The 15233-nt window shown below is 42.8% G+C and carries 14 protein-coding genes and 1 pseudogene; 6 read left to right on the forward strand and 9 right to left on the reverse strand.

The window, feature by feature from the left end; all coding sequences use genetic code 11:
- The first annotated feature begins 445 nt into the window (after positions 1-445).
- A complete protein-coding gene (locus ACU6U9_RS23515) occupies positions 446-1339 on the forward strand; it encodes a TIGR01777 family oxidoreductase (RefSeq protein WP_446737287.1) in 894 nt (297 codons plus the stop codon).
- Between the two features lie 211 nt (positions 1340-1550).
- Positions 1551-2606, forward strand: coding sequence for a ribosome small subunit-dependent GTPase A (gene rsgA / locus ACU6U9_RS23520; protein WP_446737288.1), 1056 nt, complete (start codon positions 1551-1553; stop codon positions 2604-2606).
- Positions 2607-2751: 145 nt separating this feature from the next.
- Here rsgA and ACU6U9_RS23525 read toward each other — a convergent pair whose 3' ends face one another.
- From ACU6U9_RS23525 to ACU6U9_RS23535, 3 genes are all read right to left on the reverse strand, one after another.
- Positions 2752-3237, reverse strand: a complete 486-nt coding sequence (locus ACU6U9_RS23525) for a 3'-5' exonuclease (protein WP_446737289.1) — start codon at positions 3235-3237, stop codon at positions 2752-2754.
- Between the two features lie 84 nt (positions 3238-3321).
- A complete protein-coding gene (locus ACU6U9_RS23530; RefSeq protein WP_446737290.1) occupies positions 3322-5073 on the reverse strand; it encodes a GspE/PulE family protein in 1752 nt (583 codons plus the stop codon).
- A 54-nt stretch (positions 5074-5127) separates the two neighbouring features.
- Positions 5128-6504: a CYTH domain-containing protein gene (locus tag ACU6U9_RS23535; protein ID WP_446737291.1), complete on the reverse strand. Its 1377-nt coding sequence runs from the start codon at positions 6502-6504 to the stop codon at positions 5128-5130.
- A gap of 135 nt (positions 6505-6639) precedes the next feature.
- Here ACU6U9_RS23535 and argE point away from each other — a divergent pair.
- Positions 6640-7789 (forward strand): annotated as a pseudogene (gene argE, locus ACU6U9_RS23540) (acetylornithine deacetylase).
- Between the two features lie 64 nt (positions 7790-7853).
- Positions 7854-9146: an amino-acid N-acetyltransferase gene (gene argA / locus ACU6U9_RS23545; RefSeq protein ID WP_446737304.1), complete on the forward strand. Its 1293-nt coding sequence runs from the start codon at positions 7854-7856 to the stop codon at positions 9144-9146.
- 180 nt (positions 9147-9326) lie between these two features.
- On the opposite strand, the gene ACU6U9_RS23550 is transcribed toward argA, so the two are convergent.
- The 5 genes from ACU6U9_RS23550 to ACU6U9_RS23570 form a co-directional block, all read right to left on the reverse strand.
- Positions 9327-9659 carry a hypothetical protein gene (locus ACU6U9_RS23550; RefSeq protein WP_446737293.1) on the reverse strand — a complete coding sequence of 111 codons (333 nt, stop codon included), beginning with the start codon at positions 9657-9659 and terminating at the stop codon, positions 9327-9329.
- A 163-nt stretch (positions 9660-9822) separates the two neighbouring features.
- Positions 9823-10131, reverse strand: coding sequence for a hypothetical protein (locus tag ACU6U9_RS23555; RefSeq protein ID WP_446737294.1), 309 nt, complete (start codon positions 10129-10131; stop codon positions 9823-9825).
- 1 nt (position 10132) lies between these two features.
- Positions 10133-10537, reverse strand: coding sequence for a hypothetical protein (locus ACU6U9_RS23560; protein ID WP_446737295.1), 405 nt, complete (start codon positions 10535-10537; stop codon positions 10133-10135).
- Positions 10538-10750: 213 nt separating this feature from the next.
- Positions 10751-11047 (reverse strand): putative quinol monooxygenase, encoded by a 297-nt coding sequence (locus ACU6U9_RS23565; protein ID WP_446737296.1) that lies wholly within the window; start codon positions 11045-11047, stop codon positions 10751-10753.
- 41 nt (positions 11048-11088) lie between these two features.
- Positions 11089-11466 carry a YybH family protein gene (locus ACU6U9_RS23570; RefSeq protein ID WP_446737297.1) on the reverse strand — a complete coding sequence of 126 codons (378 nt, stop codon included), beginning with the start codon at positions 11464-11466 and terminating at the stop codon, positions 11089-11091.
- 86 nt (positions 11467-11552) lie between these two features.
- Here ACU6U9_RS23570 and ACU6U9_RS23575 point away from each other — a divergent pair, with 86 nt between their 5' ends.
- Positions 11553-12455 (forward strand): LysR family transcriptional regulator, encoded by a 903-nt coding sequence (locus ACU6U9_RS23575; RefSeq protein ID WP_446737298.1) that lies wholly within the window; start codon positions 11553-11555, stop codon positions 12453-12455.
- A 274-nt stretch (positions 12456-12729) separates the two neighbouring features.
- Here ACU6U9_RS23575 and ACU6U9_RS23580 read toward each other — a convergent pair whose 3' ends face one another.
- Complete coding sequence (locus ACU6U9_RS23580; RefSeq protein ID WP_446737299.1) at positions 12730-13092, reverse strand: hypothetical protein; 363 nt, start codon at positions 13090-13092, stop codon at positions 12730-12732.
- A gap of 215 nt (positions 13093-13307) precedes the next feature.
- Between ACU6U9_RS23580 and ilvD the strand changes: the two genes are divergently transcribed.
- On the forward strand, positions 13308-15149 hold the full coding sequence (gene ilvD, locus ACU6U9_RS23585) for a dihydroxy-acid dehydratase (RefSeq protein ID WP_446733973.1): 1842 nt from the start codon (positions 13308-13310) through the stop codon (positions 15147-15149).
- The last annotated feature ends 84 nt before the right edge of the window (positions 15150-15233 follow it).

Here is a 15233-nt window from a genome sequence, read left to right on the forward strand (position 1 = left end):
CTATATTCGTTGCTGTCTTCACCGTAACTCATAAACCGAAGGCGTATTAGTATAAGTGAGTTATCAGCCCAAGAGGTCACAGCATGAATATCATTAAACGCTTTATCAAACGTCACATCCCATATGCCTCGCAACAATGTAATTATGCGAACAATTATTATGGTGATCAAATCTGTACTGCTATAAAAAAGCAAAAAAACGAGGCTAAGTCATGAGCATTCAAGAGCTATTTATATTTTTCAGTGAGCCTTGTGCCACCTATTACAACGAATAATACTTAGACATAGCGATGAATTTTTTAGGTCGCTATGTCTAAGTGATAAGTATTTTCTGGGCCTTACTCTTTATACTCAAAATCATAGACACGCTCCAATACACAAAAGAATAATCTAAAAAAGCACCTGAAGCGTACTATGCTTTATACAGTATAGTGATTAGGTCTTTTATGAATATTCTTATCAGCGGTGCATCTGGTCTTATTGGCTCAGCGTTACGGCCTTATCTTGAACACAAAGGTCATCAGGTTTATATTCTTCACCGTGGGCGCGATAGCGGCAGCTTTTTTTGGCAACCTGAAAACAACCTCATTCACCTTGATAAGGACATTCATCTTGATGCCGTCATTAACCTCAGTGGCGTCAACATTGGCGATAAACCCTGGAGCGAACAACGTAAACAAGACATCATCAACAGCCGAGTCACTTGCACACATTTATTATGCGAAGCCATCGCAGATCGCGTTACACCACCGAGTGTATTTATTAATGCCAGTGCCATTGGTTTTTATGGTGATACGGGCACAACCGAGGTTAATGAGTCATCACCTGCTGGCCATAATTTTTTAACCGATATTGTCCAGCAATGGGAATCAGCAGCACAGCCAGTATTAGATGCAGATATTCGCACGGCCTTTATTCGTAGCGGTGTCGTGTTGACTCAAAAAGGCGGTGCGATTAAAAAAATGTTACTGCCTTTTAAATTCGGCTTAGGCGGAAAAATTGGCAACGGCCAACAATTCATGAGCTGGATAAGCCTCACAGATGAATTAAGAGCCATCGACTTTATCTTAAACCAAGAGAGTATTCGTGGCCCTGTAAATTTAACCGCCCCCATGCCAGCCACCAATTATGAATTCACAAAAGCCTTAGGCAGCGCACTCAAGCGACCAACGTTATTACCCATGCCAGCCTTTATGGTAAAAGCACTATTTGGTGAAATGGGCGACTTATTATTACTAGGCAGTAACAGGGTTGTACCGAACGTCTTACTTAACGAAGGGTTTAAGTTTATGCACCCTGATATTAAAAGTGCCTTAGACTTTGAACTGAAACCTGATTAACAAAAAAAGTCATCATACCCTCTAGACGAGGGTAAAAAAAAGATTACTATACAGGCTCTATTACCCACCAAAGAGGAACATGTTGATGATTGTATGTAAAACCCTTATGGAGAAACTTGGCGCTTAAGCCATTGTTTTTTCCGGTTTACCGGGGATTTAGCCCCTTACTAAAATGTTTAACGAGTAACTATAGGTTACTTGGGGTTTATACATGTCTGCATGTTTTACGTTGCCACAACTTGGCTGGCGCGGATTTTTTCAAACACAATTAAGTTTTGAAGAACTTGAATCGTTTTATCCTGTTCGCATTAGCGAACACCACAGAAACCAATATCATTACCTTTCACAAAGCGGCGAAGGCATTCTTGTCATTCACCCTGCCATGCCTCCCATGACGGTGGGGGATTGGGTATTGCTGAATGAACAAGGGCAATTTGAACGCCTACTGGAGCGCCAAAGTCACTTCTCGCGCAAAGCCAGTGGCAGCAAGGTGCATGAGCAAAGCATTGCCAGTAACGTTGATACTGTGTTTATCTTGGCGTCATTGAATAATGACTTCAATCTAAACCGCATTGAGCGTTACCTTGCCATAACACATGAGGCGCAAAGTGATCCGGTTGTGGTACTCACAAAAGCCGATTTATGCAGCGACATTGATGCCTACCTTGAACCACTACGAAAACTCGATCGTCATTTGATGATTGAAGTGGTTAACGCACTCGATAGTGATAGCTTAAAAGGCTTACAGGCTTGGTGTAAAAGCGGAAAGACCATCGCGCTCTTGGGTTCGTCCGGTGTGGGAAAATCCACCTTGGTGAACACATTAAAAGGGCTAAGTGCCGATGATACAACCGCAAGCGTCACCCAGGGCATTCGTGAAGACGATAGCAAGGGACGGCACACAACCACGTCTCGTCAATTACATTTCTTGCCGCAAGGTGGCCTGTTTTTAGATACGCCTGGCATGCGAGAATTACAAATTGCTGATTGTGAAGACGGTATTCAGCATACCTTCGCTGATATCGCAGAGCTAGCAAAAGGCTGTCGCTTTACAAATTGCCAGCATCAGGGGGAACCCGATTGCGCGGTGAACGCCGCCATTGATGACGGGGATTTGGAATTACGCCGCTTGCAAAGTTATCAAAAACTTATGCGAGAACAGGCGTTGAATACGGCAACCCTTGCGCAAAAACGTGCATCCGATAGAAACCAAACCAAGTTTTATCGTAATGTACAAAGTGATATGAGAGCGCTAAAGAATCGCTAGATTCAATAACCGCGGTTTTTAATCTCAAACCAATAAAAAACCCCGCTTGTATATACAAGCGGGGTTTTTAGATTTTGATCAAAAATAAACAGGCAAGAAACGCAGAGCGCACTCTTTAAATAAAAACATACCGCTGTACCACTGCCTAACTTGCTTTTAGTTTTTTATACGTCTCACGTAACAGCATGACATCATTCGCCGCACGATGCATTTCTAAACCCAGCTGTTTAACCATGGCGTCTTTGGTGTCGCTCCAAACGGACATATCGTCTTCTGATAATAAACGAGTGAGGGTATCCAATTTGAAACGCTGAATAATTTCAGCTTCATCGAATAAACGACCTAACCAAGAGCTATCAAAACTCCAAGCGTCACTGTACAAAGTCAGTCCGCCACATAAGTCATTTAAGAACATGGCCACCTCACGTGGGGGTTTACCATGTTCATTTAAATAATCGCGACTAAGACCGTGTATTGCTTCGGCTTTTTCGTCCCAATGGTCCCAACCTTCGGCGGGCTTAATAAGCAGTGCATGGACAGAGCCATCTGCTAAGGCAATACCCACTTCGATTGGGTAACTGCCGCGTCCAAATCCGGACGCTTCTAAATCAATAATGGCCGGCATTTCCATTATGTTTTACCTTTTTTTATGGCATCAAGCGCGCTTGATGCGGAATCCGGGCGTAATAGCAGCGACGTGCGAACAGTCCTTTGGTTAACCCATTTCATTTGGGGTGACTCGCAGTACTTCTTCTATTGTGGTGAGTCCTGCTGCTACTTTTTGCGCGCCACTTAAACGTAAGTTGCGCATGCCGTCTTTCATGGCTTGGCGTCTTAATTGCGCCATGTCTGTTTGTACTTGGATAAGTCCTGCCAATGTATCACTCATGGACATAACTTCATAGAGCCCTGCTCGCCCCATGTAACCTGTGTTTCGGCACTCAAGACAGCCCACGGGCTCGTAGATGAATTCAGGCGCTTTGGCGCTCCACGGCTGAACCAGCTCATTCCACTGTTTAATATCCGTGGCTTGCTTTTGCTTGCAGTGCGGACAAAGTGTACGCACCAAACGTTGTGCCATCACGCCAGACACAGCACTTTTAATCAAATAATGAGGGACCCCAATATGTTGTAAACGGGCAATCGCACTAGGAGCATCGTTTGTGTGCAATGTTGATAACACCAAGTGACCGGTTAATGCCGCTTGTATGGCCATTTCGGCGGTTTCACTGTCACGAATCTCACCCACCATGATGATGTCTGGGTCTTGTCGCATTAATGTACGAATACCCGATGCGAAGTTTAAATCAATGGTGGGATTCACCTGCATTTGGTTAAACGTGGACTCGACCATCTCAATGGGGTCTTCTACCGTACACACGTTCACTTCTTCAGTGGCTAACTGTTTTAAGGTGCTATACAAGGTGGTGGTTTTACCAGAACCAGTCGGCCCAGTTACCAGCACAATACCGGAGGTTTGATGCACCATAGAATCCCACAATGCGTAATCTTCTTTGCTAAAACCCAGCTCACTGAAGTTACGCAGTAATACGTCTGGATCAAATATTCGCATCACCAGTTTTTCGCCAAAGGCGGTGGGCATGGTGCTTAAACGCAGCTCCACTTCATGGCCATTAGGCGTACGAGTTTTCAAGCGGCTGTCTTGTGGTTTACGCTTTTCAGCGATGTTCATCCGCCCTAAACTTTTTATACGTGATGTCACCGCATTCGAGACAGTAGATGGGAATTCATAAACCGGATGCAATACACCGTCAATACGGAAACGCACTTTTGAGATATCGCGACGCGGCTCAATGTGTATATCACTGGCACGCTGTTCAAAGGCATATTGGAATAACCAATCCACAATATTAACGATATGTTCGTCATTGGCATCAGGGTTACCTTTACTGCCAAGCTCCACTAACGACTCTAAGTTACTGCCCTGTGTTTGATGCAACGCACTGGCACCGCTTACCGATGCCGCCAATGAAAAGAATTCTACTTGGTAACGTTGAATATCCGATGGCTTCGCCAGCACGATATGCACCTGACGACGATTGATGTGTTCTATATCCGCAATCCAGCGGCGATCAAATGGTTCGGCGGTGGCAACCGTGACTACGTCCGTGGTTAACCCCACTGGCAATAACCCATGACGTTTAGCAAAGGCAAACGACATGGTCGGTGTCACTTTACTGGCTTTAACTTTTAGCGGGTCAATGGTGAAATATTCAAGCTTGGATTCTTTTGCCAATAAACCCATGATGAATTCTTCATCCAGCTTAATATCTTGCATAACCGCACTTTTGAACTGATAGCTTTGAATCGCGGTTACTGGGTGCGCTTTGCCGTTCATGCCTTTTTGCTTCAGGTCGGCTAAATGCTCAGGGCTCAAATGACCATCTTGCTTAAGCAAATTAGTAATGGCCACAAAGGATAGTTTTAAATCTTGTACCTGACTCATATCGGTTTCCACCACTCGCAAAACAAGCGAGTGTCTTTGGCAAAATAGTATGTATTAGCTTGAGCAGAGCGCCGTTAACGCTTGCTTAGCATCTAATAAGTTTCGTTTTTCAACGGTCATTCGACGCTGCCAACTGGCCAACTTAGCTCGGCTGGTTTCATCTGTCATTGCGCTTTGAATATCTTGCGCAGCGATCATGGCGTCTACCACCAACTGACAGCGAATCACTTCATTCACGCCTTGATAACGATCATCACCACAGCGCAATAGGATATAGGCTAACGCTTGTAATGAGGTTTCATTCACTTCGTGCCCATGCGCAACACGGGTTAATAAATCCACAACCCAGGATGCGCCATTTATCTCAGCTTGCTCACTTTGCGCGTATAAGTATTCACCTAACTCTAACATCGCCATGCCTAAACCATTATTGGCGATCCAGCTTTCAAGGCCTGCGCTTAATTGTGGCGCACAAACCGTTAATAAACGTTGACTCAATCCACGACTATGACTGCTGCTGTCCACATACAAGCCAATAACGACGGCCGCAGGCTGCAATATTTTTTGTAAATCCAACTGCAATACTAACCAGCGACCACGAATATGATCAGGGCAATGGGGGAGTTCATTAAGCAATAAACACATGGCACTTACTTGTCGGCTCATGACCAGTAACGACCACCAGTTTTCTTGCTGCGAAAATGTATCCCAATGACGATTTAAACGCGTTAACGTTTCTTGCAGCAATGCAAACACAGGTAATTCTTGCTTTGACCATGTGTCTGTAAAATTTTGGGGCGTAAAAAAACTAAGCTTAGGAAAAAGCAAACCGTAACCACGTTCCGCCTTATTGATATCACAAGGCACTAACGGGTGTTGCTGCGCTAATTGCTTTGCAAACTCAAATAAGTCTTCAACGCGCCCGGACTTTAGCTCTAATTCTATTTCGCATAAGTTGATACTTTTACTGGTTTCAAGATTCTCATTACGTTCGCAATGGTTATGTATCAAACCTTCGTCTAGTACCAGTTCTATTTCGCTTTCACCAAATTGTTTTATCCACACATGGCGGCTAAAGTCAGTTTTAAAAATAGGCTGGATACGCTCGCGTAGGCTTTCATCTAACTGAATATCATTTGCAAATAAGGCCCAATCAAGATTGGGCGAAGCAATATCGTACTCCCACTCACCACGCTCATGTAAACCGGCAATGGATTGGCCTTTATTTTTCAGGGTTTGTTTATAACCATGCTGTGATTTACGGACGCGTAAAGCCGCATGCGCTTTATTTAACGCTAAATCAGAGGTATCGAAATACTGGTTATCCAGCTCTAGCGGAGCACCTTGGGAGAGTCCTAGATTCATATCTTGCATAAAACTGGCCACTGCTTGGCTAGGTAATGAGAGCTTGAGTTCGACTTCTTTGGCCATGGCCTTCCACTTCTTATTTTTTATACGCCCAGCTTAGCAGAAAGGGGCAAAAGACTCAGTAGCTATCATAGAAACCCCAAGACATTTTTAACTGCTTTGATACACTGATGATACTCCTTATTACAGGTTTAGGGCATGAAGCACTTACCGAATATAAAACAACAGCTCACCACACTATTGTCGTTACCCAGTATTTCTAGCTCGTTGCCAGAATACGACATGAGCAACAAAGGCGTTATTGATCAGCTGGCCAGCTGGTGCGAAACCCTTGGCTTTAAAGTCGATATACAATGTATCGATGAAACGCGCAAAAAATACAACTTGCTTGCGACTCTGGGCAGTGGGCCTGGCGGATTAATTCTATCCGGGCACACCGATACCGTGCCCTGCAATATTGAAAAGTGGAAAAGCGATCCGTTTACCTTAACCGATAAAGACAATCGTTTTTACGGCTTAGGTTCGTGCGATATGAAAGGCTTTTTTGCCTTGGCCCTCGCCCGCAGTTGAAAAAGTCGACGCCAAACAATTAAAAGCGCCTATTTTCATACTTGCCACCGCCGATGAAGAAACCAGCATGAGCGGCGCACGAGCCTTAGCCACGCTGGGTTTACCCAAAGCGCGGGCTGCCATTATTGGCGAACCAACCGGTTTAAAGCCCATTAACATGCACAAAGGCATATTAATGGAGGGCATCAAAATTACTGGGCAAGCGGGTCATAGCTCGGACCCAAGTCTGGGTAACAACGCAATGGATGCCATGCACACCGTCATTGGTGAACTCAAGACATTCCGCGATGAACTCAAACAAGAATATAAACACACCGCCTTTAGCGTCCCCAGCCCAACGTTAAATTTAGGCTGTATTCATGGCGGCGATAACCCAAACCGTATTTGTGGGCAGTGCGAACTGCATTTTGACTTGCGCATGATTCCGGGTATGAAAACCGATCAGCTGCGCCAAAAAATTCAAGCGCGCCTCGACCTTGTTGCAAAGCAAACCCAGACTCAAATTGACTTTTATCGATTATTTGATGGCGTTGACGCGTTTGCAAGTGACAAAAACAGCGAGCTGGTTGCGCTGGCTGAAAAACTATCAGGTCACGGTGCAGAGGCCGTTGCCTTTGCAACTGAAGCGCCTTTTTTTGCAGCCGCGAATATCGATACTGTCGTCATGGGCGCGGGTTCAATTGATCAAGCCCATCAGCCCGATGAATACATGGCCCATGATCAAATTGAGCCGATGGTAAAATACATCAAGCAATTTATTAAACATTATTGTTTGTAATAGGCAAAAGCCATTACACTCAACCGGATTAACACACAAAAGATAAAACACAGTGACTGATTCAATCGACCAACACGTCAACTGGTTTAGACAAAGCTCTCCCTATATTAATGCACACAGGGGTAAAACCTTTGTCATTATGCTAGGGGGTGACACACTTGCCCACGACCAGTTTCAACATATTATTCATGACATTGCCTTGCTTAATAGCTTAGGTGTGCGATTGGTATTGGTTCATGGTGCCCGACCACAAATCGATGAGCTGTGTGAACTAAAAAAACAAGCCGCCACATTTTCAGATAACAAGCGCATCACAGACAAAGCCATGCTGGTTACCGTTCAGCAAGCTGTGGGGCAACTGCGCTCTCAAATTGAAGCCATACTCACCACCGGCACGAGCAATAGCCCAATGCACGGGGCGGATATTCGTGTTGTCGGTGGTAACTTTGTGATCGCTAAGCCCATTGGCGTAATTGACGGTGTCGATTTTGCCCATACAGGAGAAGTGAGAAAAATTGATATACGGGCGATTAATAAAGCCCTCGATAACAACGCCATCGCCCTACTCAATTGCTTAGGCTATAGCCGCACTGGCGAAACCTTTAATCTATCCGTCGAAGATGTCGCCACTGAAGCCGCCATCGCATTACAAGCGGACAAACTGATTTTATTTGGTGAGAATAATTGCATTAAACACAAAGGCCAGCTCGTAAAAGAAGTGGTCACCAGTGCCATTCCTCAACTCTTAACGCGAGGCTTAAACACAGAACAAACCGTGCAACTCAATGCAGCAAGCCTTGCCGTTAACAGCGGTGTAAAGCGTTGTCAGTTAATTCAACACAGTCAAGATGGCGCGCTGTTAACTGAATTATTCACGCTAGATGGTTGCGGCACATTAGTTAGCCAGCATCACCAAGAACAACTGCGTACCGCACGCATGGAAGATGTCATGGGCATTCTCGATTTACTCAGCCCGCTGGAAGAAAAAGGTATTTTAGTACGCCGCTCACGCAAAGTACTGGAGACCGAAATTGATCGTTTTCGTGTATTAGTAAAAGACGGAATGGTATTAGGCTGCGCCGCACTTTATCCGTACGACAAAGATATGGCAGAGCTAGCCTGTGTGGCGATTCACGATGAGTATCGTCGTGGCCAACGCGGCGACCGCTTATTAAATACATTAGTGAGCGAAGCAAAAAATAAAGGTATTAAAAATTTGTTTGTGCTCACCACACGTACTGCACAATGGTTTGAAGAGCGTGGTTTTAAAGCGGCAGATATTGATGACTTACCCCCGCAGAAAAAAGAACTGTATAACTACCAGCGTAATAGTAAAGTATTTATCAAGGCCTTGTAGGGTGTGCCCTTTAGATATTATTTACTGAGCATCTTGAGCTGCGTCATTCGACAGGCTCAAGATGAGCAGATTAGTCACTTAATATAGTCAGAACGTGGGCAGAATAAATTTATGAGCTTTGGATCTCAACATTAAAAAAAATTCAAAAGAACCCAAATAAAGAAGTGTACAAGGCTAGAATTAACGTCCCATAAATTCATTAATCAGACTGGTAAAGGTTTCAACTAAATACCCTTCAAGCTCATCAAGGTTTTTCCCAAATACCGCTAAATATTTTTCAGCTTGGGCATGGTTCAGTCGCTTATCTGAAATATTATATTGCATTTCAGGCGCTGCCTTATTTTTTCTGGGTATGATTTGCCAAATAATACAATCGGAACCTAATGATTCAAATCGCGGTTGTGCAAATGTACAAAATACATCCACAAGATTAGCCCCTTCTGGGCCAAGACAACCGGGTTCTACTCGATAAATAACCGTGAGTTTTTGGTTTTCTGGCAAAGCGGTTTTCATGTAGATCATCCCAAGATTACAATATTTGACACTAAATGAGTAAATTATTACGCCGCTTTAAGCGGCATTAACCAGTGACCGAATGCAGCCAAACCAGTAATGCCCTGCATGTTCTTATGATTAAAACACTTTGATACTTGATATTACTATCACATGCATCGAATTAATCATCAAAATATATTTCATTATTAACCGATGTTTTTAAGGTATCAAATGTCGTTTTTAAATCTGATTGTATTAACGTTTCACTCAACTCGCCATGGGCCACTAATAAATCAGATTCATACAATATAGCACAATGCTCGCCATACACCTGCCAATAGAACCATTTAACCCAGTATTCATCACCTTCTTGAGTTTGATGGATCTCAGCGATTGGCCTGATGCTGATTGTCACTTGAGCGACGGTATCGCCTAACTCTAATACCTTACTTTTAATAATGTGCATTAAACCTGATTGGCTGTTATACATACTACCTCTGTTGATATACGCGAGCATTGGTTATTGCCGCTTTCATTATTTCAAATTCGATTATATCCTCATGCTTTTGACCAGAGTAAGCAATGTAAACAATATCATCGTTTGTGAGCGCAACCTTTACATTTGGCTTGGTTTTTGACCCTCGCCTAGTAAAAACCATAACTCGATCAACAACTTTACCTTTTATAAACTGGCTGGTGGGAACAAGGGAATTTAAATTAGAAAATGCAAATAATGCTAGCAATATAAAACTGACAAAAATAAAACCAATCGCAGCATGATTTTTTCCTTTTTTTACGATACTGCTATTCTTAAATTTTAAGGTTTTTACTAACGCCCGCTTCTTTGCCGTTTTATTCTTTTTATTCCATTTTTTAGATCGTTTATTAGAGTGCAAAATGACTCCTTTATACGTCTACTAATCCAATATATTTTTATATATCGATTGATTATAATTATATTAACATAATCGATATCCCTCATGACCTTAAGATATACCTACTAGTCAAACAACCTAAGCGCTTTAGTTAATTAAACGAAAAAAGCCGCTAGTGAGTACAACAAGCGGCCTTAAGGTATTTTAACCAATGTATTGATTCATATTTATCAATTATGCATTTTTTAATACGGTAAAGCTCTGAATATCAGGCTCGACCACCAACATGCTACCTAGAGTATCGAAGTCGCCTATGTCTTTACGCCAATTTAAATAGTGATCAAAGTCTTCTTTGCTTTTCCAATATTCAATAAGTACCACTTTTGTTTCATCTTCTGCACAATACGCTATTTTTGCGCCTTCGTTACCAGAGAAGTCTCGTGTCCCTTGTAAAATACGTTCAAAAAACTGTTTAAATTCTGCAACTTTATTGCTTTGCACGCTCATTTCAAACTTAACCATAATACTCATAATATATTCTCGCTTATTTTTATAAATTCATTAGTTATTAACTAAAACTGCTCTTCTACCGTAAAGTCATCGTAAGATAACAACCAAAGATTATCTTCTTTAACCCAGAGCTCTTCCGATATAACTCCTTGGCCCACATTCATCGACCAACTAGCGGATAACTTCGCGGTGTTCTCATCAATAAACTCAATATTTACATTGGTATACGTTAAATCTGTTGCCTTTGTTGAGTTAACAAAACCGCTCCAAAATTCGTAAATAGCTTCACGCCCGTCATATCGCCCCATGGGCCTTGCATCCATCACAGCACGACTTGTGTATGTCTGTGCACATGCTGTTATATCTCCCTGATTAAAGGCCTTAATCCACTGTTTACTTGCTTCACTCACCTGAAGCTCAACTAACTCTTTATGTTTCATGGGTTTCTCTCTTATTTATTGCCTATGCCGAGCATATTACTGTTAATATAAAAAGCATAAACCCACAAATTGATAAATCACTGTTTATGAAAACTGAACAAAAGAATGTGTTTTTATGGTTAATGGTCTTTTATGAGGTTGTTGAACAAGGAAGCTTTACAGCAGCGGCAGATAAACTAGACCTAACGAAGTCAGGTGTCAGCCAGCATATTAGCCGGCTTGAGCAGCACCTTGGCGTACAGCTTTTAACACGTTCCACTCGCAGTTTGAATTTAACCAATATCGGTGAGCAGCTCTTTAAACGCAGTGGTGAACTAAAAACCCTATTAAATTTGACCATAGATGAAGTCAGTAACAGCACTCAGCAAGTTGCTGGTCTTTTGAGCATCACGGCACCCCAAGCTTTAGTACAGTCCGCAGTGCTGCCCGCTATTGAGCAACTCGTTAAGCAATTCCCTAATATCAAACCTCGCTTAATAGCAGATGACACGAACCAAAACATCATCAAAAAAGGGATTGATATCGCCATTCGTGTCGGAGAACAAGCAGATAGTGAACTTAAAGGAGCCAAGATAGGCGCTCATCGTGAAATTATTGTCGCCTCAAGCGCTTACCTTTCCGCTACTAAGCATTCCATTTCGCTGCAAAATATTTATACGCATCCATTTATCGCAACTAGCTGGCAAACAACAAATCTCACCCATCAATTTTTGGATGATAAAAATAAAGTACACGAACTATTGCTACAACCACAGTTCGAAATGAATAGTGCAAATTCGGTAATGGAGTCCGTATTGATGGGCTTAGGTATCGCGCTGTTACCTGATGTTTATGCAAACAAATACATCAGAGAAGGCAAAATACAACACGTATTACCTAACCTGAAGACTAAAGAAAACAATATTTATTATGTACATGCCTATAAAGGCAATATGCCTTTAATTATGAAGTGGTTTATTGAATTCTTAAAAAAACAACTGAAAAATTGATTAGCTATAAATTCTAGCCCAGAAAATAATGACATGAATAACGTCAGATTTTATTGATTGAATATTTTATGATTGATATAAAAAATAATTCATCACATCATGAATTGACTTTTTTAGTGGCCGTTTTATTTTTCAATAATTGTTTTTAATAAGAATCATGTCACCAATAACGATTACCGAAATTATATTTTTTTGATAAATATTCGAAAATATTAAAAAGGCAGATTCAGTGCTTATAAATATTTATAAGCACTGCATCTGATCTTAGGCATTATTAATTTACAACCAAATAGGATTGTTCTTTGTCGAAGCACCAAGGCGCGGTTAGGTTAAACTCCACCTCTGCTCGATTCACCTGATAGGCTTTATTTAATAGCCCACCTTTCATGAACAGTAACACATTGTATGAATCACTTGATTCAATCCCTGTGCCCGAAACATCACGCACATCTAGACCCGTTAGTTCTGCGGCCTGCATGGGTGTTGTATAGGGTGTCAATATGCATACATTATCCCAGTTCCCTTCAACCTGCTGCGCTAAGTCCACATGATTATTTTTTACCACCAACTCTAATGGCGGTAGTGACTGTGAACACCCAGTTAGTAGCAGCATTACGAAACTAATACGTTTGATCATGGCTCGCCTTATTTTGACTAAAGTAAGAGTAATGAGCAGCCTAACGCTGAGGCGGCCTATTTTCTTTGCTTTATACCTCAGAATTCCAATTATGCCTATACATTGTAAGGTTATAACCTGCACTGAAACTGTGTCGTTTTTATACTACCGGCGGTTTTCCTTTGCTATACTGCTAGCACTTTTTTGTTAGCCAACCTTTTTTGAAGAGAGCAAACATGCCTGAATATCGCAGTAAAACCTCCACTGCTGGCCGTAATATGGCCGGTGCACGCGCCCTTTGGCGAGCCACTGGAATGAAAGACGATGATTTCTCTAAGCCGATCATCGCCGTTGCCAACAGTTTTACTCAATTTGTACCAGGCCATGTGCATCTTAAAGACATGGGTCAATTGGTTGCCCGTGAAATCGAAAAAGCCGGTGGCGTCGCCAAAGAATTCAATACCATCGCGGTTGATGATGGTATCGCAATGGGCCATGACGGCATGCTGTATAGCTTGCCTAGCCGTGAGCTGATCGCGGATTCTGTTGAATACATGGTTAATGCACACTGTGCAGATGCCATTGTATGTATCTCTAACTGCGACAAAATAACACCGGGAATGCTGCTTGCTTCTTTACGTTTAAATATTCCGGTTATTTTTGTTTCTGGCGGTCCAATGGAAGCCGGTAAAACCAAGCTTTCTGAGCACAAGTTAGATCTAGTAGACGCCATGGTGATTGCAGCCGACGATACCGCCAGTGATGAAAAAGTCGCCGAATACGAACGCAGCGCCTGCCCAACTTGTGGTTCGTGCTCTGGCATGTTCACCGCTAACTCAATGAACTGTTTAATGGAGGCGCTCGGTTTAGCGCTACCAGGTAACGGCTCGGTATTAGCCACTCACAGTGACCGTGAACAGCTTTTCTTAAAAGCGGGTCGTACCATCGTTAAAAACGCGAAAAAATATTACGAAGAAGATGACGATTCAGTATTACCACGCTCAATCGCTAACTTTAAAGCATTTGAAAATGCCATGTCTCTCGACATCGTAATGGGTGGCTCTACCAATACGATTCTTCATCTATTGGGCGCCGCTCAAGAAGCCGAGTTAGATTTTGATTTAAAAGATATCGACCGTCTTTCTCGTATTGTTCCTCAGTTATGCAAAGTCGCGCCTAACTCGCCCCTTTATCACATGGAAGACGTTCACCGTGCCGGTGGCATCATGGGTATCTTGGGCGAAATTGATCGTGCAGGTTTGTTACATAATGAACTGCCAACGGTTCACAGTGCCACCATGAAAGAAGCCCTAGATAAGTGGGACATCATGCGTAACCCAAGCGATGAGGTTATGAAGTTTTATCGCGCAGGCCCAGCAGGTATTCCGACGCAAACGGCATTTAGCCAAAGCACTCGTTATCCAACCGTCGATGGCGACCGTGAAAACGGTTGTATCCGTAACCTTGAAAATGCGTATTCACTAGAAGGCGGCCTTGCAGTGTTATACGGCAACATCGCGTTAGATGGCTGTGTGGTTAAAACAGCGGGTGTTGACGAAAGCATTCATGTTTTCCAAGGTAAGGCTAAAATATTTGAATCACAAGACGACGCGGTTAAGGGCATATTGGCTGACGAAGTAGTGGCTGGCGACATCGTAATCATCCGCTATGAAGGCCCGAAAGGCGGCCCTGGTATGCAAGAGATGCTGTACCCGACGTCTTATCTTAAATCGAAAGGTTTAGGTAAAGAATGTGCGCTATTAACCGATGGCCGTTTCTCTGGCGGTACCTCTGGTCTATCAATTGGTCACTGCTCACCGGAAGCCGCTTCTGGTGGTGCGATTGGTTTACTGCAAACTGGCGATATCATCAATATTGATATTCCAAACCGCTCAATCAATGTTGATCTAAGCACTGAAGAGCTGTCTCATCGTCGTCATGAGCAAGATAAAAAAGGCTGGAAGCCAGTAGCGGACCGCCCACGTAAAGTCAGCCGAGCATTGAAAGTGTATGCGAAGTTTGCAACCAGTGCAGATAAAGGCGCGGTACGTGACAATGCATTGATTGATGCCGAATAGTTAAAAGTAATATGACCTTTTAAACGGGTTCGAAATAAACCGTTTGTCCTATAAAGGGACAAACGGTTTTTTTATGTTTGCTAT

Source organism: Pseudomonas sp. HK3, from assembly GCF_052920985.1.